At 61.6% G+C, this 24968-nt stretch carries 15 protein-coding genes, 1 tRNA gene and 3 pseudogenes; 13 read left to right on the forward strand and 6 right to left on the reverse strand.

The genetic code is table 11. The annotated features are described in order from the left end of the window. Positions 1–175 precede the first annotated feature (175 nt). From DRB87_RS15220 to DRB87_RS15250, 7 genes are all read left to right on the forward strand, one after another. Entirely contained in the window at positions 176–3442 is a 3267-nt protein-coding gene (locus DRB87_RS15220) for a hemagglutinin repeat-containing protein (protein ID WP_240756321.1), read from the forward strand. Continuing rightward, a complete protein-coding gene (locus tag DRB87_RS15225; RefSeq protein ID WP_130026500.1) occupies positions 3337–4674 on the forward strand; it encodes a hypothetical protein in 1338 nt (445 codons plus the stop codon). Before DRB87_RS15220 ends, DRB87_RS15225 begins: the two co-directional genes overlap by 106 nt. After that, complete coding sequence (locus tag DRB87_RS15230; protein ID WP_130026501.1) at positions 4671–5090, forward strand: GIY-YIG nuclease family protein; 420 nt, start codon at positions 4671–4673, stop codon at positions 5088–5090. The genes DRB87_RS15225 and DRB87_RS15230 overlap by 4 nt, the downstream gene beginning before the upstream one ends. Continuing rightward, entirely contained in the window at positions 5090–5545 is a 456-nt protein-coding gene (locus DRB87_RS15235; protein WP_130026502.1) for a hypothetical protein, read from the forward strand. The genes DRB87_RS15230 and DRB87_RS15235 overlap by 1 nt, the downstream gene beginning before the upstream one ends. A 65-nt stretch (positions 5546–5610) precedes the next feature. Then, a complete protein-coding gene (locus DRB87_RS15240; RefSeq protein ID WP_130026503.1) occupies positions 5611–8091 on the forward strand; it encodes a hemagglutinin repeat-containing protein in 2481 nt (826 codons plus the stop codon). Then, positions 8066–8317, forward strand: a complete 252-nt coding sequence (locus DRB87_RS15245) for a hypothetical protein (protein ID WP_130026504.1) — start codon at positions 8066–8068, stop codon at positions 8315–8317. Before DRB87_RS15240 ends, DRB87_RS15245 begins: the two co-directional genes overlap by 26 nt. A gap of 286 nt (positions 8318–8603) precedes the next feature. Further along, entirely contained in the window at positions 8604–9194 is a 591-nt protein-coding gene (locus DRB87_RS15250; RefSeq protein WP_130026505.1) for a hypothetical protein, read from the forward strand. 254 nt (positions 9195–9448) lie between these two features. On the opposite strand, the pseudogene DRB87_RS15255 reads toward DRB87_RS15250, so the two are convergent. Further along, positions 9449–10803, reverse strand: a pseudogene (locus tag DRB87_RS15255) (MFS transporter). After that, positions 10800–12196, reverse strand: a pseudogene (locus DRB87_RS15260) (M20 family metallopeptidase). The pseudogenes DRB87_RS15255 and DRB87_RS15260 overlap by 4 nt, the downstream one beginning before the upstream one ends. Positions 12197–12413: 217 nt before the next feature. Here DRB87_RS15260 and DRB87_RS15265 point away from each other — a divergent pair. Continuing rightward, a complete protein-coding gene (locus DRB87_RS15265) occupies positions 12414–13331 on the forward strand; it encodes a LysR family transcriptional regulator (protein WP_130026507.1) in 918 nt (305 codons plus the stop codon). A 217-nt stretch (positions 13332–13548) separates the two neighbouring features. Here the strand turns inward: DRB87_RS15265 and DRB87_RS15275 are convergent, their stop codons facing one another. The 3 genes from DRB87_RS15275 to gloB all read right to left on the reverse strand — a co-directional run bounded on the left by DRB87_RS15275 (position 13549) and on the right by gloB (position 18649). After that, on the reverse strand, positions 13549–15450 hold the full coding sequence (locus tag DRB87_RS15275) for a propionate--CoA ligase (protein WP_130026508.1): 1902 nt from the start codon (positions 15448–15450) through the stop codon (positions 13549–13551). A gap of 408 nt (positions 15451–15858) precedes the next feature. Continuing rightward, positions 15859–17541 (reverse strand): transglycosylase SLT domain-containing protein, encoded by a 1683-nt coding sequence (locus DRB87_RS15280; RefSeq protein WP_130026509.1) that lies wholly within the window; start codon positions 17539–17541, stop codon positions 15859–15861. A 325-nt stretch (positions 17542–17866) separates the two neighbouring features. Next, complete coding sequence (gene gloB, locus DRB87_RS15285; RefSeq protein WP_240756009.1) at positions 17867–18649, reverse strand: hydroxyacylglutathione hydrolase; 783 nt, start codon at positions 18647–18649, stop codon at positions 17867–17869. 59 nt (positions 18650–18708) lie between these two features. Here gloB and DRB87_RS15290 point away from each other — a divergent pair, with 59 nt between their 5' ends. The 5 genes and pseudogenes from DRB87_RS15290 to DRB87_RS15310 all read left to right on the forward strand — a co-directional run bounded on the left by DRB87_RS15290 (position 18709) and on the right by DRB87_RS15310 (position 24161). Then, on the forward strand, positions 18709–19569 hold the full coding sequence (locus tag DRB87_RS15290) for a methyltransferase domain-containing protein (protein ID WP_017231813.1): 861 nt from the start codon (positions 18709–18711) through the stop codon (positions 19567–19569). An 11-nt stretch (positions 19570–19580) separates the two neighbouring features. Next, positions 19581–20030 (forward strand): ribonuclease HI, encoded by a 450-nt coding sequence (gene rnhA / locus DRB87_RS15295; RefSeq protein ID WP_017231812.1) that lies wholly within the window; start codon positions 19581–19583, stop codon positions 20028–20030. Positions 20031–20142: 112 nt separating this feature from the next. Further along, a pseudogene (dnaQ, locus tag DRB87_RS15300) lies at positions 20143–20882 on the forward strand (DNA polymerase III subunit epsilon). A gap of 257 nt (positions 20883–21139) precedes the next feature. Next, positions 21140–21214, forward strand: a tRNA-Val gene (locus tag DRB87_RS15305). A gap of 706 nt (positions 21215–21920) precedes the next feature. Then, positions 21921–24161, forward strand: a complete 2241-nt coding sequence (locus tag DRB87_RS15310) for an NADP-dependent isocitrate dehydrogenase (RefSeq protein ID WP_130026511.1) — start codon at positions 21921–21923, stop codon at positions 24159–24161. Between the two features lie 109 nt (positions 24162–24270). Here DRB87_RS15310 and DRB87_RS15315 read toward each other — a convergent pair whose 3' ends face one another. Then, a complete protein-coding gene (locus tag DRB87_RS15315; protein ID WP_240756010.1) occupies positions 24271–24921 on the reverse strand; it encodes a TetR/AcrR family transcriptional regulator in 651 nt (216 codons plus the stop codon). Positions 24922–24968 lie beyond the last annotated feature (47 nt).

Below are 24968 nucleotides of genomic sequence, written 5' to 3' on the forward strand. Positions count from 1 at the left end.
GACGACCAGCCTTCGCGGCCGCGACGTCACCATCGAGACCGGCACCGTCGACGGAACGATCATCGGCAGCCGGCAAACGGAGAGTGCGGTCGGCACATCGACGCGCGTTGCCGTCGACACGGACACGACGACCGTTGCGACCGGCACGCCGGCAGGCGTCGATCCCTTGACCGCGGTGCCAGCGACGGCAGACGTCTCGGGTGCAATTCAGACGCTGGATAGCGTCTCCGGCGGCATTCCCGACCTCAAGCTTCCGCGCAGCGCCCTGTTCAAGGTCGTGACGGCCCCTGACCAGCCGTATCTCGTCGAGACCGATTCGCGGTTCACCGATTACGGTGTGTTCGTCTCCAGCAACTACCAGCTCGAGTTGCTCGGCGTCGACCCGGCCGGCATCGAGCGTCGTATCGGGGATGGCTTCTACGAGGCGAAGCTGGTGCGCGAGCAGGTGCTGACCCTGACGGGACGCGCGGCGCTGGGCAACCAAGAGGGTGGCGGCACGGCGAATGCCGACGCCGAGTTCCGCACGCTGCTGGCGCAAGGTGCCCGCGCCGGTCGCGAACTCGAACTGCGCGTGGGCATTCGACTCACGCCCGAGCAAATGCGGGCCCTCACCGACGACATCGTCTGGCTGGTTCGCCAAACGGTCACCTTGCCGGACGGCAGCACGACGACCGTGCTGGTGCCCACGGTGTATCTGGCACATGGCAAACGCGTCGTCATGCAACCGGGCGGCGCACTGGTCACTGGCCGGGACGTCGTTGTCGAGGCAACGAACGACCTCAACAATAGCGGCCAGATCGTCGGCGACACGAGCACTCGGGTCCATGCGAGAGACGTCGACAATCGCGGCGTGATCGGCGGCACGAGCGGCTTGGGCAGTGTTGGTCAGGTGGAAGTGGTTGCCGAACGCGATGTGCGCAACATCGGCGGCGAAATCGCGGGCAATCAGGTCAATGTCACCGCTGGACGAGACGTTGTCGTCGCCAGTCAGCCCCATACGAGCGAGTGGGTGAACGGATCGCAGTCCGGTTCGGCAATTACTGTCGAATCGCAGGGGCGCATCGGTGCACTGGATTCGCTGGTGATCACAGCGGGGCGAGATCTCTCGGTCAACGGTGCGGAAATCGACGCCGGTGGCGACGCCGGCTTGGCCGCCGGACGCGACATCTCGCTGGGCGCGGTGGCGTTGAACCGCGAATTCGGCGGCGGATCGGGAGATAACCACAATTACACGCAGGTCACGGACCAACTGACGGCCACCGTCAACACGGGCGGCAACGTGACCGTCGTGGCGGGACGCGACGCGTCCACCGCAGGCACCCGCATCGACGCGGGCAAGACAGTCGTCATTGCCGCGGCCCGCGACGTGGAGATTGGCGCGGCCATCGGCAGCGTCACGGACTCGGGTCGTGTGAACAGCGACACCTATGCCGCGTCGGTGGACTCGTATGAAGAAACCGTGCGCGGTAGTCAAGTTCAGGGCGGCAGCGGGATCACCGTCGCCGCCGGGCAAGCCGCGGCTGTCGAGCGGCTGCTCGATGAGCGAGGCGTCACCGCGTATGTGACGTCGGGGGACGCGACGACCGGTGAAGTGAAAATACTCGGCTCGTATCTGAGCGGTGGGTCTGCCGATGGCACACCATCGGGGGCGGCATCGGCATCGACATCGGCCAAGGCATCGACATCGACATCGGCCAAGGCATCGGCATCGACGTCGGCCAAGGCGGGCAAGTCCGACGTCACCGTCGTCGCGACCGGCGATGTGACCATCGGCGGCGTTTCAGCCCGTTACGACGACACCCGTTGGTCGCGAAGGACCCAGCAGGGCCTCCTCTCCTCCACGACTGAAGAACATTTGCGCGAATCGCACGGCACGCGCACGACGGGCAGCACGTTGTCGGGCGATGGCGTCACGGTCGCGGCGGGGCGCGACGTCACGATCACCGGGTCGCAGGTGGTGGCCGATGACGACATGACGATCGGGGCGAAGCGGAACGTGACGATCACGTCCGCGGAAGACCGCAGCAACTCGCTGAGCGTTACGGAGAAGCAGACCAGTGGCGTTTTTGGCAGTGGAATGGGCTTCACCATCGGCAGCCGCTCGGAGAAGGAAAAGCAGCGACGCGAGCAGGTCGATCAAACGGGGAGTGTCGTCGGCTCAGTGACCGGGGACATCAGCGTTCAGGCGGGCAACGACTACCGGCAGGAAGGCAGCACGGTGGTTGCCCGCGACGGTGACGTGACGATTGCGGGTAAGCGCGTTGCCATTGTCGAGAGTGAAGACAGCGAGCAGAGCGTGCATGAACGGGAAGTCGAGCAGGCAGGATTGACCGTTGCCGTCTCCAGCCCGCTGCTGGATGCCGCGGAGTCCGTCGGTCAGATGGGCAAGGCGGTCAGCAAGGTCAAGGACCCGCGCATGAAGGCGCTCGGTGTCGCCGCCGGCGGACTCGCGGTGAAGAATGCCGCCGATACCGTCAAGAATCTCAAGGATGCGGCCAACGTCAGTATCTCGGTCACCGTCGGCGGATCCAAGCACGAAAGCCGCGAGACCAACGACAGCGCGACGGCCAATGGCTCAAGCGTGCGTGCTGGTGGCAACGTCACCGTTGCGGCCACCAGCGATGGGGATCAGTCGTCGTTGCTCGTACGCGGCAGCGAAATCGACGCGGGGCAGGACGCCAAGCTCACCTCCGATGGCACGCTCGACATCCTTGCGGCCAAGGACACCTCGGAGCACCACCGCAGATCGACCGGGGTGTCGGGCGGCATCGGGCTGGGCATTTCCATGGGCACCAATGGCATGTCGATGGGGGTGACGGCCAAGGCCAGCGCGTCGCGTGGCAAGGCGGACGGCAAGGACGTTACCCAACGCAACAGCCATATCTCGGCGGGCGGCGTGGCCGAGATCGTCTCTGGTGGCGACACGAACATTAGAGGCGGGACGGTGGTCGGCGAACGAGTCATTGCCAATGTCGGCGGCGACTTGAACATCGAGAGCCTGCAAGACACCAGCGTCTACGCATCCAAGGATCAGTCGATCGGGGGCACTGTCACGGTCGGGTTGGGTGGTGCGTCCGGCAGCATCAACGTCAGCCATCAGCAGGTCAACAGCGATTTCGCCAGCGTCACGGAGCAGTCGGGAATCAAGGCGGGCGATGGAGGTTTCGATGTCACCGTCAAGGGCAACACCGATCTGACCGGCGCCATCATCGCGTCGACCGATAAGGCGGCCGACGAGGATAGGAACCGTCTGAAAACCGGCTCTTTGACGACCCGTGATGTGGAAAACCACGCAGAGTACGACGCCTTCGGCATCAGCCTGGGGGCGGTGTCAGCATGGGCTTCGGAGACAACGCCAAGGTCGGCACGGACCAGAAGGGGGATGCGCAAACCGGTGCGAACGCCACACACGGCAGCGAGTTGCCGAAGACGGGGCCGGTGAGCATTAAGCCGCCGGTTGTGGTGGCGGCGGGCGATAGCGCATCGAGCACGACGCGCAGCGGCATCAGTGCGGGGGTGATCGAGATCACCGACGAAGCCAGCCAACTGGAACGAACTGGCAAGACGGCCAAGGAAACTGTAGCTGCCGTCAACCGCGACGTGTCGTCAGACAAGGACGGCAGCGGCACACTCGCCAATAAATTCGACAAGGAGCAGATCGAAACCAGCTTCGAGATCATGCGGACGCTTCAGCGCGAGGTGGGGACGTTTGTAGAGAATCGGGCTAAGGAGGCTGATGCGATTGAGGCTAAGTTGAAGAAAGCCACCGATCCCGAACAACGCGCGGCGCTAAATCAGCAACTGGCCGACGCAAAGAAATGGGGGCCCGGTGGCGACTACCGCCTGATCGTCAGCGCCATCACAGCGGGCATCAGCGGCAATGTCACCGGCGCGGCCGGAGAGATGGCAACGCGTGCCACGGTGAACTACCTGCAAGGTCTTGCAGCGAAGGAGATCAAGGCGCTCGGCGAAAACCTCGATCCCGCATCGAAAGCCGCATTGCATGCAGTGACAGGTTGCGCGGGTGGCGCGGCCTCCAGTGGGAACTGCGGTGCAGGTGCGATGGGTGCCGCCGCTGGATCGCTGTTGGGCAGCCTGCTTGCGGCAGGCGACAAATCCGGGCAGGACCTCTCCCAATCCGAGCGTGAGGCGCGGGTCAATCTGATCACATCCATCGTGGCTGGGGTAACTGCGGGTGTGGGTGGGGACGTTGCCACTGCGTCGATCAGTGCAAAGACCGAGGCGGAGAACAACACCTTGGGGATCAGAGTCGCCCCGCCGCCGCCTCGTGATACCGGCGGGCCACTAGGCCCACAGGGACGCAAGCGCGGCGGGCGTGACGGCGATGACATCGATCCGACGTTGGCTGGCCGTGCCACCACAGCCTCCGCAAGCGGAAACGTCGCTGACAAGTTGAAGGATGCTCTGACCAAGGCCGCGTGCGCAATCTCGGGACTGGCTTGCTCGAATCAGTTGATCGTTGAAGGTATCGTCGCACGAGTCATCGGCGACGGCGCGAACGACGATAACGTCATGGGAACGCCCAACGAAGGCCCACGCGGCGTCACCGTCACAGGAACGCCGGACACGGGGAGAAAGGGCCAACGATCATTGGTACGCCGGATCAGGGGGAGCGCGGCGCTACAATCATTTCAACTCCGGACCAAGACGTGAAGGGCCCGATCATTACAGCGACGCCGAATGAAGGGCCGCTGGTATTTGATCCGATGCTGATGGCCGACCGGGACGATGTGGCCCCGTTGCCCGGCAAGACCACCGTCTACATCTCGACTTCGGAGGACGGCACTACTCAATATGTCGGAATTACCGATAACTTCAAATCGCGATACGCCGCTCATTTGCGACAAAAAGAAATTGAAATCACCCCGATAACAGGATTACGCAACATCTCCCGCGAAGACGCGCGCGCAATCGAACAGGTTTTAATTGAATTCAACGGACTTGGAAAAGACAAGGGAACCTTACTTAACAAGATAAACAGCATCGCGAGAAAAAACCCAGAATATGCGACCTCCCTTGCAAGGGGAGCATCAATTCTCAAAACAATCGGTTACGAAGGATTTGAATAATGGCCAAATTAGGTGATGTATTTAGAATAAAAACCAAATTCGGATTCGCGTACTTCCAATTCACAAAGAGAGACAAACTTATGGGGTCACTCATAAGAGTATTTCCAAACAGGTTCAATCTCCAGGAAGATGAAATCAAAGATCTCATAAATTCCCAAACAAATTTTTGGATATTCTTTCCCGTTTCCGCCGCAGAGAAGCAGGGCATTATCGAAAAAGTTCTTCACGCACCCATTCCGGATCACTCATCGACCTTCCCCCTATTTAGGAATGGCGTTGCAAATAGCACCACTGGCAAGGTCACTAATTGGTGGTTCTGGGACGGAGAAAAAGAATGGAAGGTTGGCGTTATCAGCAATGAGCAACGAAAATTACCGATCCTCGCAGCATGGAATGACACGCTGCTGATAAAGCGCATCGAAGATGGGTGGCTCCCCGAGAAAGACCCTCGCTAACGCAAGCGCAATTCGATTCCGGAGAGAAATGCATAAGAAATGAGTAGGAAGGCAAGCAGGCGGGGTTGACCGCTGTCGTCGCTAGCCCGCCGTTGACAGCCGCCGACACCGTCAAGAACCTCAAGGATGCGGCCAACGTCAGTATCTCGGTCACCGTCGGCGGATCCAAGCACGAAAGCCGCGAGACCAACGACAGCACAACGGCCAATGGCTCCAACGTACGTGCGGGTGGCAACGTCACCATTGCGGCCACCGGCGATGGCGATCAGTCGTCGTTGCTCGTACGCGGCAGCGAGATCGACGCGGGGCAGGACGCCAAGCTCACATCCGACGGCACGCTCGACATCCTCGCGGCCAAGGACACCTCGGAACACCACCGCAGATCCACCGGCGTGTCGGGCGGCATCGGGCTGGGCATCTCCATGGGCGCCAATGGCATGACGATGGGGGTGACGGCCAACGCCAGCGCGTCGCGCGGCAAGGCGGACGGCAAGGACGTTACCCAACGCAACAGCCATATCTCGGCGGGCGGCGTGGCGGAGATCGCCTCGGGTGGCGACACGAACATTCGAGGCGGGACGATTGTCGGCGAACGAGTCATTGCCAATGTCGGCGGCGATTTGAACATCGAGAGCCTGCAAGACACCAGCGTCTACGCATCCAAGGATCAGTCGATCGGGGGCACTGTCACGGTCGGGTTGGGTGGTGCGTCCGGCAGCATCAACGTCAGCCATCAGCAGGTCAACAGCGATTTCGCCAGCGTCACGGAGCAGTCGGGAATCAAGGCGGGCGATGGAGGTTTCGATGTCACCGTCAAGGGCAACACCGATCTGACCGGCGCCATCATCGCGTCGACCGATAAGGCGGCCGACGAGGATAGGAACCGTCTGAAAACCGGCTCTTTGACGACCCGTGATGTGGAAAACCACGCAGAGTACGACGCCTTCGGCATCAGCCTGGGGGGCGGTGTCAGCATGGGCTTCGGAGACAACGCCAAGGTCGGCACGGACCAGAAGGGGGATGCGCAAACCGGTGCGAACGCCACACCCGGCAGCGAGTTGCCGAAAACCGGTCCGGTGAGCATTAAGCCGCCGGTGGTGGTGGCCGCTGGCGATAGCGCATCGAGCACGACGCGCAGCGGCATCAGTGCGGGGGTGATCGAGATCACCGACGAAGCCAGCCAACGGGAACGAACCGGCAAGACGGCCGAGGAAACCGTAGCTGCCGTCAACCGCGACGTGTCATCGGACAAGGACGGCAGCGGCACACTCGCCAATAAATTCGACAAGGAGCAGATCGAAACCAGCTTCGAGATCATGCGGACGCTGCAGCGCGAGGTGGGGACGTTTGTGGGGAATCGGGCCAAGGAATACGAGGCGCTAAAGGCGGCACGCAAGAACGAGACCGACCCGACAAAGCTAGCGGAGTTGGACCGACAGCTTGTCGACGCAGCGAAGTGGGCGCCAGGCGGTCGATATCGCCAGATCGTCACGGTGATCGCAGCGGCTGCCGGCGGGAACGTCACAGCAGGCACAGGCGAATTCCTGCAGCGTGCCGCGGTGAGCTATCTGCAAACGCTCGCGGTGGAAAAGGTCAAGGAGATCGCCGACGAGCTCAAGAGCGAAACGGCACGCACCGCCTTGCATGGGATCGTTGGCTGTACCGGTGCGGCTGCGGTCGGGAGCAACTGTGGCGCGGGGGCGATGGGTGGAGCGGCGAGTGTGGTTCTCGGCAATTTGCTTAACGCCGTCGCGGATACCCGCAACGACGGGCTCTCGCAGCCCGAGAAGGAAGCTCGAATGAACCTGATTGAATCGCTCGTCGCCGGCGTCACGGCCGCAGCGGGTGGGGATGCCACCGCAGCGAGCATCGCGTCAAGGCTAGAGCTGGAGAACAACCAATTCGAGCTTCCGCAGGGAATCGTAAGGGCCGGAGCTGCGTCAACGTCGTTGGGCGAATTCATGGCGAAGAACGGCGCATCCGCTGAAGAAATTCAGCAAGCTCAGACAGACTTGCTTCGCGGATTGGGGACGGATGCGGCTCAGCCCGCGACGGAGTTGTTGAAAAGTTGGGCAATGCTCATGGCGGCAGCGCCGTCCATCGCTGGTGGCACCACTGCGACCTTGGCCGGGGTGGCGGCGGGTGCGGCTATTGGTGGCACAACTAACGCCATGGTCCAGCAAACACTCAATGGAGAGCAAGAAATGAGCACCGTCGACGTCCTTGTTGCAATTGCGACCGGAGCGGCAACTCAAGGTCGGGGCATTGTCGCGACCACGGCCACGACTGCGAGTGGTGCGGCCCTTGGCGCGACCATTAAGGGGACAAATCCAATCGAAGCGGCAACTTCCGCTGGTGCGGGAAGCGTTGTTGGCACTGGAGTCGCCAATATGATCTCCAGAAGTATTGCACCATTAATAAACAACGTTCTCACATCCGAAATCGCTGGATCAATCGGCGCCGCACTTACCACGGAAGTTGTAACCAATCGAATCGACAAGAATCTTGCAACGGAAAAAGATGAAACCACAACCAGCAACAATTAAAATGCTTTTCATTCTAGTATTTCTTTATACAACTCTATTTACCTGCATGACAGCCGTCATCAGCCTGTTAATCGCAGCAACCTTCATCAGCAAAATTGGTTATCTGAATATAGATATAGAGGATGTATTGTTCTCCCTAAAAGCCGGAATCTCCGCCGGCACACCAACAGGAGTCGGGATTTGGATTTCGGCAAAAATAAATGAAACGAAAAGGAAACAAGAATGACTCAATACTGCAAGAAAGCAACCAAACTTTTTTCATTATTTCTATTATTACGATCCACCAAGCAAATTTATCATAAAATTTCAAATTCAACGCAGTGAATTATGTCGGGTGTTGTAATGAATAAAAACTACAGATATATGAGCGAGGAGAAACACGATGCAATCAGCCGACAGAAGATACAGTGGCTGGCATCGACCTCAACGGGTCCTCGCACAGGGACAGCAGCGGCGCGCTTGCCAACAACTTCGACAAGAAGATCCCCTTACTTTATGGATATTAAAGAAGCATGATGAGTCAAAAGAGCCTGGTTGCTGCAGCAGTGGCTTTATTATTGTCGGCTTGCGCCACCACACATTTACCGGCCATCAGTCAACAGTACGACCCATCCAACTCTGCGCGCATCCGTTTATTCGGACAGAATGGAAAGCCGTCTTTCATGATTGTCGAAGTGTCCGAGAGAAAAACTATTGAAGTGACTGTTGGCGGCAGTGCAGGGGATGCATTTAGCTCTTTTCTAGGAACAACCAAGAATGAAAGCATCGGCATTAGCGAAACCGAGAATACAAAAAACATTCAACCGCGTGGAAGCCTGCTTTCCAAGGTTTTTTATCGAAAATTTGTCATTCCTGCGGGGCGTAAATTGCAGGTCAGAAATGCATTTATCGAACTAGGCCATTTTCATCATAGGCCGGGAGGATCCATCGCAATGATAAAGAATTCAGTGAGTTGCTCAAGCCAGATTGTTAGCTTCGTACCTGAAGCAGGAAAAGACTACGAAGTCGGCTCCTACAGAAATGGGCGCCAATGCTCGGTTATGGTTTTCGAAATCCGTAATCAGCAAGGAACAGTACTATCAAGTCCCATTGAGATCGACTAGGACATTCGGACGCCCCCCAATTTGAATAGCGCGTCACGTTGCAAAACGACACTGCTGGCTAGATGCCTCAAACGAACACAGCGCACCGCCCGATTCACCGCACCGCACACCGAAATTCCGGATGCATCGCAAAACGCATACATTCCGGCAGGGGAACTGCCGACAAACCAAAAAGGCGCCACGACCGCCTCGCATGCATCCCTCACACGCGACGCCGCCGGGCGCCTCTTCATTCCACAACCAATCGTCTCGCTTCAGCGCACGCCCATCCGCGTTTTGGCGATCACTAGCGTCGTCAGACTCACCACCGCCCCACCATCAAATACAGCCCCGGCGCCAGCTTGTTGCCCGTCGACGCAATCAGCCACGCCACCGCCAGCGGAGTGAAGCCGCCAAAGATCGTCGTACCAAGGTTGTAGCCGACCGCCATGCCCGTCGCCCGTGTTCGTGTCGGGAACAACGACGAAATCAACGCCGGAATCGGTGCGAAGTACACTGCCTTCAACGTGCCCACCCACAGCATCACGACCATCATCGTCAGCAACGACGCATGCGCATTCATGTATGCAAACGCCGGATACACCGTACAGAAGAACAGTGTCCCCGCTGCCAGCATGATGCGAATACGCCCCACCTTGTCCGACCAATGACCGACGAACGGCGTCAGCGTCATGATGACGAAGCCCGTCACCAGCGTCGCAATGTAGCCCTGCGCCGGCGGCAAACCCAACTGTTTCGTCGCGTAAGTCGGCATGTACAAGATCATGTAGTTGGCCGTCGTCGTCAGCACCAGCGCCCCAATCGACACCAGCAGACGCGACTTCTGCGTTGCCAACACCTCTCGCACCGGCGATTGGCCCGCGTCGTCGCCAGCCACCTGCGCCTGACGCTTGCGCGCCACGTCATGCTCGAACGCCGGCGTCTCGTCCACGTACTTCCGGATGTAAAGCCCGATCGGCCCGACCAGCATCCCGAACAGGAACGGAATCCGCCATCCCCACGACTCCAGTTGCGGCTGGGTCAGCGCCCCGGTCAGCACCGCCCCGAACGCCGACGCCAGCAACGTGCTCGCCCCCTGGCTCGCAAACTGCCAGCTCGACATGAAGCCCGGCCGGTTCGGTACATGCTCAACGAGAAATGCCGTCGAGCTACCAAACTCGCCGCCCGCCGAAAATCCCTGCAACAAGCGCGACAAGAAAATGCCGATCGGCGCCCAAACACCAATCGCCGCGTATGTCGGCATGAACGCGATCAGCCCGGTGCCCAAGGTCATCATCGCAATCGACAACATCAACGACGCGCGACGCCCGCTGCGGTCCGCGTACGCGCCCAGCACAAACGCCCCCAGCGGTCGCGCAAGATAAGACAACGCGAATGTCCCCAGCGCCATGAGCAGCGACACCGTCGCATCGTGCGCAGGAAAGAACAACTTGGAGATCGTCACGGCAAAGTAGCCATAGACGATCAGGTCATACCACTCGAGCGCATTGCCGATCGACGTCGCGACAATCAACTTGTAGACGGGCACGCCCGCATGCGCGCCCTCACTGCCGGCGCTCAACGCGCCATTCGCTTGATCCGCCCCGGCGGCGGTCACTGAGCTATTCATCGCGGCTTCCCCTCTTTCAGATCGACTTCCCCCAGATCCCAGAACAGACCCGCCATGATCTGCAACGCCTCGCGCGCCACCGATCCCAGCAGATGCTCGTCCGGCGCGTGCTGCGAACAGGCCGGGTACGAGTGCGGCACCCACAGCGTCGGCAGCCCCAGAACGTCCGCGAACACATCGTTCGGCAGCGTGCCCCCAGATTCGGCAGCAGCACCGGCGGCTTGCCCGTCGTCTCGCGCATCGACGTCAACGCCCACAGCACCCACGGATCTTCCGGATCGAGACGCGTCGCCATCACGCCGCGCTCGACCTCCACCTCGACCATCGGGAAACCGTGCGCGTCGAGATGCGCGCGCAAGATCTCGCCCAGCCGCTCCCAGTCGGTGCCGACGACGAAGCGAATTTGCATGTGCGCATAGGCATACGGGGGAATCGCGTTGACCGGCTTTTCCGGATTGCCGGTCTTGAACGCCAGCACCTCGATGTTGTTCCAGCCGATCACGCGCTCCGTCGGCGTCAATCCCGGCTCGCCATAATCGACGTCGACCTCGGGATCGTTCGGTCCGCCGCCCACCTCCAGCCCAGCAAGCGCGCGACGCACCGACGCCGGCACCTCGGGCGGACGCAACCCGTCGACAAGAATCTTGCCGTTGCCATCGACAATCGATGCAATCGCGTTCGCGAGCACGACGCCTGGATTGCGCAACAGTCCGCCCCAGTTGCCCGAGTGATGCCCGCCGTCGCGCAAATTCAGACTGAGCTTGAAGTTGACCAAGCCGCGCGAGCCGAGAAACACCGTCGGACGTTGCGCCGCCAGTCGCGGCCCGTCAGAGGCGATCAGCACATCGGCCCGCAGTTCGTCACGCAGTTGCTCGCAAATCGCGTGCAGCCCCGGCGAGCCCATCTCCTCGCCCATCTCCACGATCATCTTCACGTTGTAGCCGAGCTTGCCGCCACGCAACGCCAACACCTCCGCCAACGCCGACAGGTTGATCGTGTGCTGCCCCTTGTTGTCGGCGGTGCCACGCCCGTACCAGCGATCACCTTCCACCACGATCTCCCAGGGCTTCAGTCCGTCGCGCCATTGCGCGTCGTAGCCTCGCACCACGTCGCCGTGACCGTAGGTGAGGACCGTGGGGGCATCGTCGCTCTCGTGTCGTTGCGCAATCAGGAACGGGCCGCCGCCCGGCACCGGGTTGGGCACGATGCGCGACGTAAAGCCGAGCGCCGCCAGCGCGGGCGTCATTTCGTCAGCGAGATAAGCATTAAGGACGTCGCCGCTGTTCGGCTCCTGACTCTCGGTCTTGTAGGCGATGCGGCGGTTGAGCGTATCGAGGAACGCGCCCGAATCGTATTGGGCGGTGGCTTGGGTAATGGCTGCGCTACGTGTCACTGCTTGTCTCCAGATGGCTTTCGAGGGCACGGCTGCCTGGCTCGCACACACGGCCACGCGTGTCGGTGGCACGCTGCAACGCAACCGTTCAGGCCATTCTAGGAGCGGGTATTTTTGACAACAATGATAATATTTCGAAGGTTTCGTTGCCGTTTCGGCAAAGCTGAAATCAGTGCCAATCCCCACGCAACCGGCGGCGCCATCCGCCCATCCGTCCATGCAAACACACGCGCTACGCTACTTTCTCGAAGTCGCTCGTACCGGCTCGCTCAGTCGCGCGTCCGAGCGTCTGCACGTGGCCGTTTCCGCCCTGAGCCGACAGATCGCGAAACTTGAGGAAGATCTCGGTACGCCGCTGTTCGAACGTCGTCCGCGCGGCATGGTGTTGAGTGAGGCGGGCGCGTTGCTTGCCGATCATGCGCGTCGCATGCTGCTCGATGCGGAGCGTGTCACGTCAGAAATCCGGGGGCTGACGGAGGTGGGACGCGCGACGATTCGCATCGCCAGTGCGGAGGGTGTCGCGCGGGATTTCCTGCCGCAGGTCTTCGCACGCTTTCGCGAAACCTACCCTGGCGCGCACTTTCTGCTCGATGTTGTCTCGCCGTTCGTCGCCACGGAGCGCGTACGCGACGGCGAAGCGGATATCGCCGTGTGCTTCAGCGTCGCTCCGGAAAAAGGGGTGCAGGTCGTTCACACGCAGCCGGCGCCGATCTATGCCTTGATGGCCAAGAAACACCCACTCGCCAAACGACGCGACATCGCGCTTGCCGACTTGCTGCCCTACCCGATGGCGCTATCGAATGCCGGCGTGACCATCCGCCAGATGTTCGACCTGTGCTGCATTCTCGAAGGCCTGCTGTTCGAACCCGTCTTCGTGAGCAACTATCACGCGGCGCTGCACAGCTTCGTGCGCTCAGGCAATGCGGTGACGCTCACCGGTCTGCTTACGGTACGCAGCCGGCTCGCCCCGGAAGGGCTCGTTGCCATCCCGATTCGAAATCCGGCGCTGCACCAACGCTCACTGCAAGTGCAAACGATGGCCGGACGCACCCTGCCCGCCCCTGTCGAAGCCTTTCTCGGCCTGCTGATCGATGCCATCCGCGCACCCGAAATTCTCGACAAACCCTTCGGTTGACGCCGCTGAATCAACTGCATCAACGGCATCAGTTGCATCAGTTGCATCGGCTGCATCGGCTGCATCGGCTGCATCGGCTGCATCGGCTGCATCGGCTGCATCGGCTGCATCGGATGAATCAGATGAATCGGGCTAATCGGGCGAATTAGGTGAGGCCGCGTCGAGGGCGATGCGCCGTCAAGGGCACGCGCGTGCGCCGTGCCCTTGACGGTGCGAACTACACGCCCTTCACCGCGTCGCGCACCTGATCGAGCGCGGCCGGATCTTCCAATGTAATCAGATCCCCGGTTTCGCGGCCTTCGCAGATGGCCTGGATCGCGCGACGCAACAGCTTGCCGGAACGCGTCTTCGGCAGCATCGCGACGAAGAACACGCGGGCCGGGCGCGCCACGGCCCCCAACTGCTTGTCCACCGTCTTCATGACATCGCCCTCCAGTGCCAGACGCGCCTCCGGCGTGGCCACCAACTCCGGTTGACGCAACACCGCGAACGCCATCGCCACCTGCCCCTTCAACGCATCCTGCGCGCCGATGACCGCCACTTCCGCCACGGCCGGGTGACTCGCGATGCTCTCCTCGATCTCACGCGAACCCAGCCGGTGGCCGGCCACGTTGATCACGTCATCGGTACGTCCAAGAATGAAGTAATAGCCGTCCGCATCGCGCACGCCCCAGTCGAAGCTCGAATACAGCGTGCGGCCCGGCACTGTCTGCCAGTAGGTCTTGACGAAGCGGGCATCGTCTCCCCAGACGGTGCTCATGCACCCCGGCGGCAGCGGCCCCTCGATGGCCAGCACGCCCTTCTGGTTCGGCCCGCAGTCCTCGCCGGTCACCTCGTCGACGAGCTTCACGTCGTAGCCATACACCGGCTTGCCCGGCGACCCGAGCTTGCCAGGCAGAACCTCCACGCCGCGCGCCATGCCGAGAATCGGCCAACCGGTCTCCGTCTGCCAGTAGTTGTCGACGACGGGCTTGCCCACGCCGTCGGTGAGCCACCGCGCCGTGGGTTCGTCGAGCGGCTCGCCCGCGAGGAAGATCAGCCGCAGCGACGACAGGTCGTATCGCGTCAGATAGGCCGGGTCTTGTTTCTTGAGCACGCGAATCGCCGTGGGTGCGGTGAATAGCTGCGTGACCTTGTACTTCTCGACGATGCGCCACCAGATCCCGCCATCGGGCCGGATCGGCGTGCCCTCGTACATCACGGTCGCAATGCCGGCGAGCAACGGTGCGTACACGATGTAGCTGTGCCCGACCACCCAGCCGATATCCGACGCGCAGAACATCGTGTCACCCGGCTTCGCGCAGAAGATGTGCTGCATCGATGCAGCCAGCGCCACCGCATACCCGCCGGTATCGCGCTGTACGCCCTTCGGCTTGCCCGTCGTGCCGGAGGTGTAGAGCACATACGACGGCTCACTCGATTCGAGCCATTCGCAAGCCACGGCGGCATCGAAAAACTGCTCGCGCAACGGCGCGTAGTCGACGTCGCGGCCGGGCACATGTGTCATCGGCGAGAGGCCCCGGTCGATCAGCAGCACATTCGACGGCTTGTGCTGCGCGAGAGCGATGCCCTCATCGAGCAGTGGCTTGTAGGGCACGACCTTGCCGTTGCGCGAACCGGCATCGGCCGAGACGATGACGGTCGGTTGCGCGTCATCGATGCGCGCCGCCAGATTGACGGATGCAAAGCCGCCAAATACCACCGAGTGGATCGCACCGAGCCGCGTGCAGGCGAGCATCGCGAACAGGGCTTCGGGCACCATCGGCATGTAGATCAGCACCCGCTTGCCGCGCGCAACGCCCAGCGATTGCAGCGACGCCGCCATGCGATTGACTTCCGCCGCGAGCTCGTCGTACGTGTAGACGCGCTCCTGCTCGGTCTCCGTCGACACCCAAATCAGCGCATTTTGCGAGCCGCGCGATGGCAAATGGCGGTCGACGGCGTTGTGGCACAGATTCGTTCGGCCACCAACGAACCATCGTGCAAACGGTGGCTTGTCGTAATCGAGCACCTGGGTGAAGGGGGTCTCCCAGTCGATCAGACGGGCCTGCTCCTCCCAGAAGGCCGCGCGCGAATCGGGCGCAATCGAACGGGCGTGAAACGACGCATACGAAGTCATGGTGTCTCCTTGCATATAGGAATTGGCTCGCGCGCCCGGTGCCCGACCGGGAGTGCCGGTGGGGAACGGAGCTGGCGCGGCGCCGGATCGGGCCGGCAAGGTCGAGCGACATGTCGTCGTCGACCGGCAATGCGTTTCGGTGCAATGAAATCGTCGGACACGGATGTCGTGCCTCGCGCTCAGTGTGCGCGTTGACGCTTACGGAAGGCTTACCGGATGGGCCGACCCGCGGTCGAAAGCGCTAGGGGATTACGCGAGGTCAAGCAGGAACGGTGACGGCGGGACGGCGCGGCGAGACACTCGCGACCGAAAAAGACAAACGCCCGTGACGGGGCATCGTCACGGGCGTTAGGTCATGCGCGGTGCTTCTACGATCTGACGATCGTCCAGCGCGGTCGATGCCGCCGCTCAGCGCTGTGCCGTGCGGGTGACCTTCGAGGATGTCTTGGCCGCCGGCTTCGCGGCCGTCCTGGCCACCGTCTTGGCTGGCGCCTTCGCCGCAACCTTGGTCCGGGCCGTCTTGCCGCCGGATGCAGCCGCCTTGGTTGTCTTGGCCTGGCTGACCGCCGGCCGACGCTCCACCACGCGAATCATCTTGCCGTGCTTGCCGCGCACCAGACGCGTGCGCGGGGCTTCGCCGTCCCCCGAGGCCGCCGGGGCCTCGGACGCAGCTGCCACGCGCAAGGCGTCCTTGACCGGTACGTGAAGCACCAGCAGTTGGCCCGACGTGAGCGTATCGCGACGCAGACGATTCCAGCTCTTGATCTGCGCAACGCTCACGCCACTGCGCTGGGCCACGCGGGCGAGCGTGTCATGCTTGCGAGCGCGCACCATCACCTTGCGCGTATCGGGAATATCCGGCTCCAGCGCAAGCACGGCATTGCGTGCCACCGACGCGCTGATGTCCTGGTCAATGTCGTCCGAGCGCGGTACCAGCAACGTCGAGCCCGCCTTGAGGCGCATGCGCGGCGCAATGTTATTGACCGACCGGATGACCGCGGCGTCGACACCCAGCTTGCGCGCGACGTCTTCCGGCCGCTCACGCGATGCGGACGTGTAGGTCGTCCAGCTCGATAGCGGCTTGTCATAGCCCTTCAGACGACGCTGAAACACTTCGGCGCTATCGAACGGCAGGAGAATTTTCGGCTGTGCCGCGCCAAGAATCACCGGCTTGCGGAACGACGGATTGAGCGCGCGGAATTCGTCGAGCGGCAGGTCGGCCAGCTTCGCGGCCAATGCCACGTCGATGTCGCGCTTGGTGGTTACGCTGACGAAATACGGGTGATTCGGAATCTCGGGCAGCTTCACGCTGTAGATTTCCGGGTGCGCAATGATGTTCTTGATCGCCTGCAGCTTCGGCACGTAGTAACGCGTCTCGGTCGGCATGCGCAGGCTCAGGTAATCGGTCGGCAACCCTTGCGCCTGATTACGCTCGATCGCGCGCTGCACGTTGCCCTCGCCCCAGTTATAGGCCGCGAGCGCCAGTTGCCAGTCACCGAACATCGCATAGAGCTTCGAGAGGTAGTCGAGCGCCGCCGTCGTCGAGGCGAGCACGTCGCGGCGCTCGTCCTGGAACATGTTCTGCTTGAGGTTGTACGTCTTGCCCGTGCTGGGAATGAACTGCCACATGCCGGCCGCCTTCGCCGTCGAGAGCGCCTGCGGGTTGTACGCGCTTTCCACGAACGGCAGCAGCGCGAGTTCCGTCGGCATATGACGGCGCTCGAGTTCTTCGACGATGTGGAACAGATACTTGCTCGAGCGCTCGATCATGCGCTCGACATATTCGGGACGCTGCGCGTACCACTGTGTGCGGTCCTGCGCGAGGTCGGTGTCCAGATCGGGAATCGCGAAACCGTGACGAATGCGCGACCAGAGGTCGGCGTCGTCGCTCCCGTAGGCCAGATCGTTGATCGAGTCGCTGTCCAGGTCGATGGTCTGATCGCTTGAGACGCGTTGCTTGCCTTTGGCCGTCGTGACGAGAGGCGATTGGCCTTGCGCAGTCGGCGTGGAACTCAATGCACCGTTGGTCGGTGCTGTGCCGGCACACGCCGCCAGAAGCAGCGTCAGTAGCAAGCTAACGATAAGTCGCATTGATCGGGCTCGAATTGGGTTGCATCTTCATGAAATTGGCAAGAATGGTAAGGAAACCCTTCAGATGCGTCAACCATTCTGCTTATTTTTTTTGCAAAATTTACGCAAAAAGACCCCAAATTTGAGGGTTATCCCCGATCTTGGACGGTCGTGATGTGGCTGAAACGAGACGCCCGGACAGCGGGCTCGATAGGATCGATAAGAGACCGAAACATCGAAGGGCGGAGACGCGACAAGGCTGAGCAGGCGCGGGCGAACGTGTCAACGCCCGTTTTGTGACAATGTCATGCCATGCCACGCTGTTGACAGCGTGGCAGAGACACGATCAACGGAAGCTGTCTTTCCAGCTACGCACCGTGGCAAATACCGCCTCGCGAGAGAGCGACGCGCGCCCTGCATGGCGTTGCGCAGCCGCGATGACGGCCGGTGCGTCGCTGCGCAGGAAGGGGTTGGTCACGCGCTCCTGGGCGAGCGTCGTGGGCAATGTCGGACGGCCGGCCGCGCGAAGCGCCGTTGCCTCACGATGCCACGCGTGAAGCGCCGCGTTATCCGGATCGACCGCCAGCGCGAAACGAATGTTCGACAGCGTGTATTCGTGCGCGCAATGCACGAGCGTGGCGGGCGGCAGCGCCGCGAGCGCATCCAGCGACGCGAGCATCTGTGCGGGCGTGCCCTCGAACAGGCGTCCGCAGCCGCACGAGAACAGTGTATCGCCGCAGAAGAGGTGCGGCGCGCCTGCGGCCCCGGCGCCAAGGAAATATGCGATATGCCCCGCGGTGTGGCCGGGCACGTCGATCACGTCCAGCGTCATGAGCGGGGCGGCGATGTGAACGGTCTCGCCGCCGCGATGCGGATGATCGACGCAGGCGATGGCTTCGCCGGCCGGGCCGTGCACGGGAACGTTGAAACGCCCGAGCAGCGCATCGACACCGCCGATGTGATCGGCATGTTTGTGCGTGATGAGAATGGCGCGCAGCGTGAGATGACGCGATTCGAGATAGGCGAGCACCGGTGCGGCGTCGCCCGGGTCGACCACCACGGCATCTTTGCCGTTATCGACGACCCAGAGATAATTGTCCTGGAACGCGGGGACGGGGAAGACGGTCATTGTTCCGGCCGACGCCTCACTTACCGCATCTGCGTGCGCATCCATATATACTCGCCACCATGTCAGAACGTCCGATTATAGACTGGCCCCTCTGGCTCGTCTCACCACCAGGCCGCTACGCGCTCGCATGGGAACAGGCCCTTTTCGACCAATGGGTCGGGGATCTGTTCGGCTATCACGCGCTGCAACTCGGCCGCCCCGAACTGGATACGCTGCGCGAAAACCGCATGCCCTATCGCGGTCTCGTCCTGACGGCTGCGCGCGGCCCCGACGCCTCGCCGCTCGTGACCAAGGCCGCCAGCGACACAACCAGTGGCACGCCGTCGTGCCACGCGGGCGCGGCCGACATGATCCCACGCGACATCCTCGTGAGCCGCTTCGACGAGTTGCCTATCGCCACGGCGAGCACCGATCTCGTGGTCCTGCCGCACGTGCTCGAGTTTGCCGAGAATCCGCATGACATCCTGCGCGAAGTCGAACGCATTCTCGTGCCCGAGGGGCAGGTCATCATCACCGGCTTCAACAATCTGAGCCTGTGGGGCGCGCGCGAAGAGCTGGGGCGACTCGCCGGCACGCCGTTCCTGCCGCCTGGCGCCGATCTCATCGCCTTCACGCGTCTGAAGGACTGGCTCAAGCTGCTCTCCTTCGATATCGATCGCGGCCGCTTCGGCTGCTACCGCCCGCCCCTGCGCGGCGAGCACTGGCTGCAGCGCTTCGAGTTCATGGAACCGGCCGGCGACCGTTGGTGGCCAATCTTCGGGGCACTCTATGCGGTGCGCGCGGTCAAGCGCGTGCGAGGCATGCGCTTGGTCGGCAAAGTGCGCAAGCGTATACTCGGCCTCCAGCCGGCGGCGGCCCCCGTGGCAACACCCAACACCACGCATCGCCAGATGGCGGAAGCGGCCGACGCGCCCGATTGATCGTTTGAGAGATGACCTTGCCGCAAGTTGAGATCTACACCGACGGTGCCTGCAAAGGCAATCCTGGCCCCGGCGGCTGGGGCGCCCTGCTCGTCGCGGGCAAACACCGCAAGGAAATGTTCGGCGGCGAAGCCAACACGACCAACAACCGCATGGAGCTTCTGGCCGTCATTCGCGCGCTCGAAGCCCTGAACAAGCCCTGCAGCGTGGTGCTGCACACCGACTCGCAGTATGTGCAGAAAGGCATCAGCGAGTGGATTCACGGCTGGAAGGCCCGTGGCTGGAAAACCGCAGCCAAGGCGCCGGTGAAGAACGCCGACCTGTGGCAGACACTCGACGCCGTCTCGCAGAAACACGAAATCGACTGGCGTTGGGTGAAAGGTCATGCCGGCCACGACGGCAACGAAGCCGCCGACCAGTTGGCCAACCGCGGCGTGGAGAGTCTGCGTCGCGGCCAGTGAGCCGGCGGCCATCGCCGCAGCTTGAGCAGTATCCGCGCATTGCGTGAGGGATCACGGCCCGCGGCGCGTCAATTCCGAAAGCACACGAAGCACACTAAATTCAACGAACAGCATGCGACAACTGATCCTCGATACGGAAACCACCGGCCTGAATGCGAAGACGGGGGACCGTCTGCTGGAAATCGGTTGCGTCGAACTGGTCAATCGCCGCCTGACCGGCAACAACCTGCACTTCTACATCAACCCGAGCGCGACAGCGATCCGGGCGCATTGGCGGTGCACGGACTCACAACGGAATTCCTTTCCGACAAACCCAAATTCGCCGAGATTGCGGAAGAGTTGCGCGAGTACTGCCGCGACGCCGAAATCATCATTCACAACGCGGCGTTCGACCTGGGCTTCCTGGATATGGAATTCGCCCGCCTCGGCTGGCCGCCGTTCATGCAGCATTGCTCGAGTCTGATCGACACGCTGCTGCGTGCCCGGGAGATGTTCCCCGGTCGACGCAATTCGCTGGACGCCCTTTGTGAGCGTCTCGGCGTGAACAACGCGCACCGTACGCTGCACGGCGCCTTGCTCGACGCGGAATTGCTCGCCGACGTGTACCTCGCCATGACGCGCGGCCAGGAGAGTCTCGTCATCGAGATCGGCGATGGCGATGGGGGCGATGTGGGCACCCAGCGCGAAAAGATTTCGTTGCGCCAGTTCGATCTTCCCGTGATCGCGGCAGCAGATGACGAGGTAGCTCAGCATGCCGGTGTGCTGAACGACATCGACAAGGGGATGAAGGGGACGTGCGTGTGGCGTACCGAACCGGCGCTCCCGGAAGGCGACACCGCACCCACGGCGTGAGTTCGCAACGAGCCACACGGAAAATTCGCACGAAGGCCTTCCCAAGCACGAAAAACATCCCTATAATCGCGGTCTTTGCTGCTTGCGAGTCATCGCGAGAAACGGCGTGAAGTGATCGAGAGATATCGTCACGGCGGCAGCAAAAAAGAACAAAAGAAAAGTTGCAGACTTCTACGAAAACAGTTAAAGTTCTGCTCCTGATTGCGAATCAAAAGCTTCAGCAATCAGCACTAAATCATTGATTTAGTTAATGATTTGGGTGGTTAGCTCAGCGGTAGAGCACTGCCTTCACACGGCAGGGGTCACAGGTTCAATCCCTGTACCACCCACCAGATTCGAAGGGCCGACGATGCGTCGGCCCTTTTTGCATTTGGCGTCCGAATCGAAGGCGGAATGCCTAGCGCGTCGTGGTCGCCGCATTGGCGAAAAAGCGTCCTCCGTTCTTCCTCAAGCCTCGCCGCTTCGCGACTGGCGCACCTTCCCGCCTGCACCTCAAACGCACCGCCGCAGCCGTGAGCTTTACGCCTCGCCTCGCTACCGAATAATCGCCCCCTCCTCATTGATCACCGAGGCTCCGGTCGGCGCGTGCTTCCCGTTTTCGCCGAGAACGGACAAGCCACACCAGCGCATGCACCTCCGGCCACAACAAGCTGGGCGCCCGCCCGACCTCGCGGCGCGCAACGCTGCAAGTCGCGCCCTCCCCCCCACGGAATCCCGGTCACCCATCCGCGTTTCGGAGCGAATTTTGATAGATTATTTCTATTGAAAATAAAAATTCATCTGAATTAACCCGCATCCTCTGCACCGCATCGCCCTGCTTCGGGGAAGCAGCGCCCCATCCTGCGGGGTTTTCCACGAATTCATGGGAGCTTCAGTGCCAGTCTTATATAAGACTCAAGCATTCACATTACGAAAAGGCATTTCAGTTTTGCCCCCGACCCGTGTCACAATCGGAAAAATTCGTCATAGCTAGCTGACTGTTACCCCAGTCGCCAGCGCTCCCCCACCGTTCCCTGCTTCTTGAATCCGAGACCAGCGATGAGTACGCAGCAACCCAGCATCATCTACACCCTGACCGACGAAGCACCGCTTCTGGCCACCAGCGCTTTCCTCCCGATCATTCGCACGTTCACGGCACCGGCCGGCGTGTCGGTCGAGACGAGCGACATCTCGGTCGCGGCCCGTATCCTCGGAGAATTCCCCGAGTTTCTGACGGAAGCGCAGCGCGTGCCGGACAACCTCGCCGAACTGGGCCGTCTGACGCAAGATCCGGATACGAACATCATCAAGCTGCCGAACATCAGCGCCTCGGTGTTCCAGCTCCAGAGCGCGATCAAGGAACTGCAATCGAAGGGCTACAAGGTGCCGGACTATCCGGAAGATCCGAAGACCGACGAAGAGAAGGCCATCCAGAAGCGTTACTCGAAGTGCCTCGGTTCGGCTGTCAACCCGGTGCTGCGCGAAGGCAACTCGGATCGTCGCGCCCCGCTCGCCGTCAAGAACTACGCCAAGAAGCACCCCCACAGCATGGGCGAGTGGAGCATGGCATCGCGCACGCACGTGGCGCACATGAAGCATGGCGACTTCTACCATGGCGAAAAGTCGATGACGCTCGACCGCGCCCGTGACGTCAAGATGGAACTCGTCACCAAGAGCGGCAAGACGATCGTGCTCAAGCCGAAGGTCGCGCTGCTCGACGGCGAAATCATCGACAGCATGTTCATGAGCAAGAAGGCGCTGTGCGACTTCTATGAAGAGCAGATGGAAGACGCGCGCAAGACCGGCGTGATGCTCTCGCTGCACGTGAAGGCCACCATGATGAAGGTCTCGCACCCGATCGTGTTCGGCCACGCCGTGAAGATCTTCTACAAGGAAGCCTTCGAGAAGCATGGCAAGCTGTTCGACGAACTGGGCGTGAACGTCAACAACGGCCTCGTGAACCTGTACGAGAAGATCGAATCGCTGCCGAGCACGCAGCGTGAAGAAATCATCCGCGACCTGCACGCTTGCCATGAGCATCGCCCGGAACTGGCGATGGTCGACTCCGCCAAGGGCATCTCGAACCTGCACGCGCCGAACGACGTGATCGTCGACGCCTCGATGCCGGCCATGATCCGCATCGGCGGCAAGATGTGGGGCGCCGACGGCCGTCCGAAGGACACCAAGGCCGTGATCCCGGAGAGCACGTTCGCGCGCATCTATCAGGAAATCATCAACTTCTGCAAGACCAACGGCAACTTCGACCCGACCACCATGGGTACGGTGCCGAACGTCGGCCTGATGGCTCAGAAAGCGGAAGAGTACGGCTCACACGACAAGACCTTCGAAATCGCCGAAGACGGTGTGGCGAACATCGTCGACATCGCCACGGGCGAAGTGCTGCTCTCGCAGAACGTGGAAGCCGGCGACATCTGGCGTATGTGCCAGGTCAAGGACGCGCCGATCCGTGACTGGGTGAAGCTTGCCGTGAACCGCGTGCGCAACTCGGGCATGCCGGCCGTGTTCTGGCTCGACCCGTACCGTCCGCACGAAGCCGAGTTGATCAAGAAGGTCGAAACGTACCTGAAGGATTACGACACCAACGGTCTCGACATTCAGATCATGTCGCAAGTGCGCGCCATGCGTTACACGCTCGAGCGCGTGATTCGCGGTCTGGACACCATCTCGGTGACCGGCAACATTCTGCGCGACTACCTGACCGACCTGTTCCCGATCATGGAACTGGGCACCAGCGCCAAGATGCTGTCGATCGTGCCGCTCATGGCCGGTGGCGGCATGTACGAAACGGGTGCCGGCGGCTCGGCACCGAAGCACGTCAAGCAATTGGTGGAAGAGAACCACCTGCGCTGGGACTCGCTGGGTGAATTCCTGGCACTGGCAGTCTCGCTGGAAGACCTGGGTATCAAGACGGGTAACCCGCGCGCCAAGATCCTTGCCAAGACGCTCGACGCGGCTACGGGCACCTTGCTCGACAACAACAAGGGCCCGTCGCCGAAGACCGGTCAGTTGGACAACCGCGGCAGCCAGTTCTATCTGGCGATGTACTGGGCGCAGGAATTGGCTGCACAGAAGGACGACGCCGATCTGGCCAAGCACTTCGCACCGCTCGCCAAGCAACTGACCGAGAACGAGAAGGCCATCGTGGGCGAACTCGCCGACGTGCAGGGCAAGCCGACGGACATCGGCGGCTACTACAAGCCGGACTTCGAGAAGCTCGAGCAGGTCATGCGTCCGAGCAAGACGTTCAACGCCGCGCTGGAAAGCGTCGCGAAGGCGTAATGAGGACGTAACCACGACGTAACGACGAGTTAGGTCAAACGACGGGCGGTCTGCAAGGATCGCCCGGCAGTCCTCACAAAAAAGCTGGCATATGCCAGCTTTTTTTGCCTTAGCCCTCGGCGCGCAACAATCCCCAGCACAGCCGGTAAAGTTCGTCCTCGAACTCCGGCGTGCCAAGCAAGGGGGAATCTTCCAGTGCGGCCGAGCGCAGCGTGCCCATGACGGCCCGTGTGAGCACGAAGACGGTGGCGGCGGTGGGTGGACGCATTTCGGGCGCGTCGCGCCGCGACATGGCGACGGCGATATGTTCGGCCGCCTCGCGCATGGCTTGCATGATGTTCTCATGGTGATCGAGCTGCCACGCCATCTTGATGAGCGAGCGTTTCACGCGCCCGCCTGCGCCGAAGGCATCGATGAGCACCCGCAATCGCTCGCGAATCACGCGTTCCGGGTCGGCGCCCTCTTCTGCGGCACGGGCGATGCGCTCGTTGAGTTCGTCCATCACCCGGCGCCGTTCGCGCGCAATCATTGCGAGCAGGATCGCTTCCTTGGTCGGGAAGTACTGGTACAGGGTACCGATGGAGAAGCCGGCCTTGCGGGCAATGCGATTGGTCGTGAGCGCCGCCTCGCCTTCTTCGTCGAGAACCTGAGCGGTGGCCTCGAAAATGGTCTCGACGGTGTGTTGCGCCCGTGCCTGCATCGGCCGCTTTCGCATGGCGGACGGGGCGTTTTGGGTCGCGGGCGGCTTGGGTGTGGCCATATTGAAAACCTGAGCGGGAAGCGAGTTGCGGCAAAGCGCCTGAAAAA

The organism is Pandoraea sp. XY-2, from assembly GCF_004193915.1.
Taxonomy (GTDB): domain Bacteria; phylum Pseudomonadota; class Gammaproteobacteria; order Burkholderiales; family Burkholderiaceae; genus Pandoraea; species Pandoraea cepalis.

What these genes read in the sequence shown, in the direction of transcription:
- DRB87_RS15235 (WP_130026502.1), top strand. Translation starts at nt 5,090, where the DNA reads ATGGCCAAATTAGGTGATGTATTTAGAATAAAAACCAAATTCGGATTC.
- DRB87_RS15280 (WP_130026509.1), bottom strand. Translation starts at nt 17,541, where the DNA reads ATGCGACTTATCGTTAGCTTGCTACTGACGCTGCTTCTGGCGGCGTGT.
- DRB87_RS15225 (WP_130026500.1), top strand. Translation starts at nt 3,337, where the DNA reads ATGGGCTTCGGAGACAACGCCAAGGTCGGCACGGACCAGAAGGGGGAT.
- DRB87_RS15290 (WP_017231813.1), top strand. Translation starts at nt 18,709, where the DNA reads ATGTCAGAACGTCCGATTATAGACTGGCCCCTCTGGCTCGTCTCACCA.
- gloB (WP_240756009.1), bottom strand. Translation starts at nt 18,649, where the DNA reads ATGACCGTCTTCCCCGTCCCCGCGTTCCAGGACAATTATCTCTGGGTC.
- DRB87_RS15315 (WP_240756010.1), bottom strand. Translation starts at nt 24,921, where the DNA reads ATGGCCACACCCAAGCCGCCCGCGACCCAAAACGCCCCGTCCGCCATG.
- rnhA (WP_017231812.1), top strand. Translation starts at nt 19,581, where the DNA reads ATGACCTTGCCGCAAGTTGAGATCTACACCGACGGTGCCTGCAAAGGC.
- DRB87_RS15250 (WP_130026505.1), top strand. Translation starts at nt 8,604, where the DNA reads ATGATGAGTCAAAAGAGCCTGGTTGCTGCAGCAGTGGCTTTATTATTG.
- DRB87_RS15245 (WP_130026504.1), top strand. Translation starts at nt 8,066, where the DNA reads ATGAAACCACAACCAGCAACAATTAAAATGCTTTTCATTCTAGTATTT.
- DRB87_RS15265 (WP_130026507.1), top strand. Translation starts at nt 12,414, where the DNA reads ATGCAAACACACGCGCTACGCTACTTTCTCGAAGTCGCTCGTACCGGC.
- DRB87_RS15275 (WP_130026508.1), bottom strand. Translation starts at nt 15,450, where the DNA reads ATGACTTCGTATGCGTCGTTTCACGCCCGTTCGATTGCGCCCGATTCG.
- DRB87_RS15310 (WP_130026511.1), top strand. Translation starts at nt 21,921, where the DNA reads ATGAGTACGCAGCAACCCAGCATCATCTACACCCTGACCGACGAAGCA.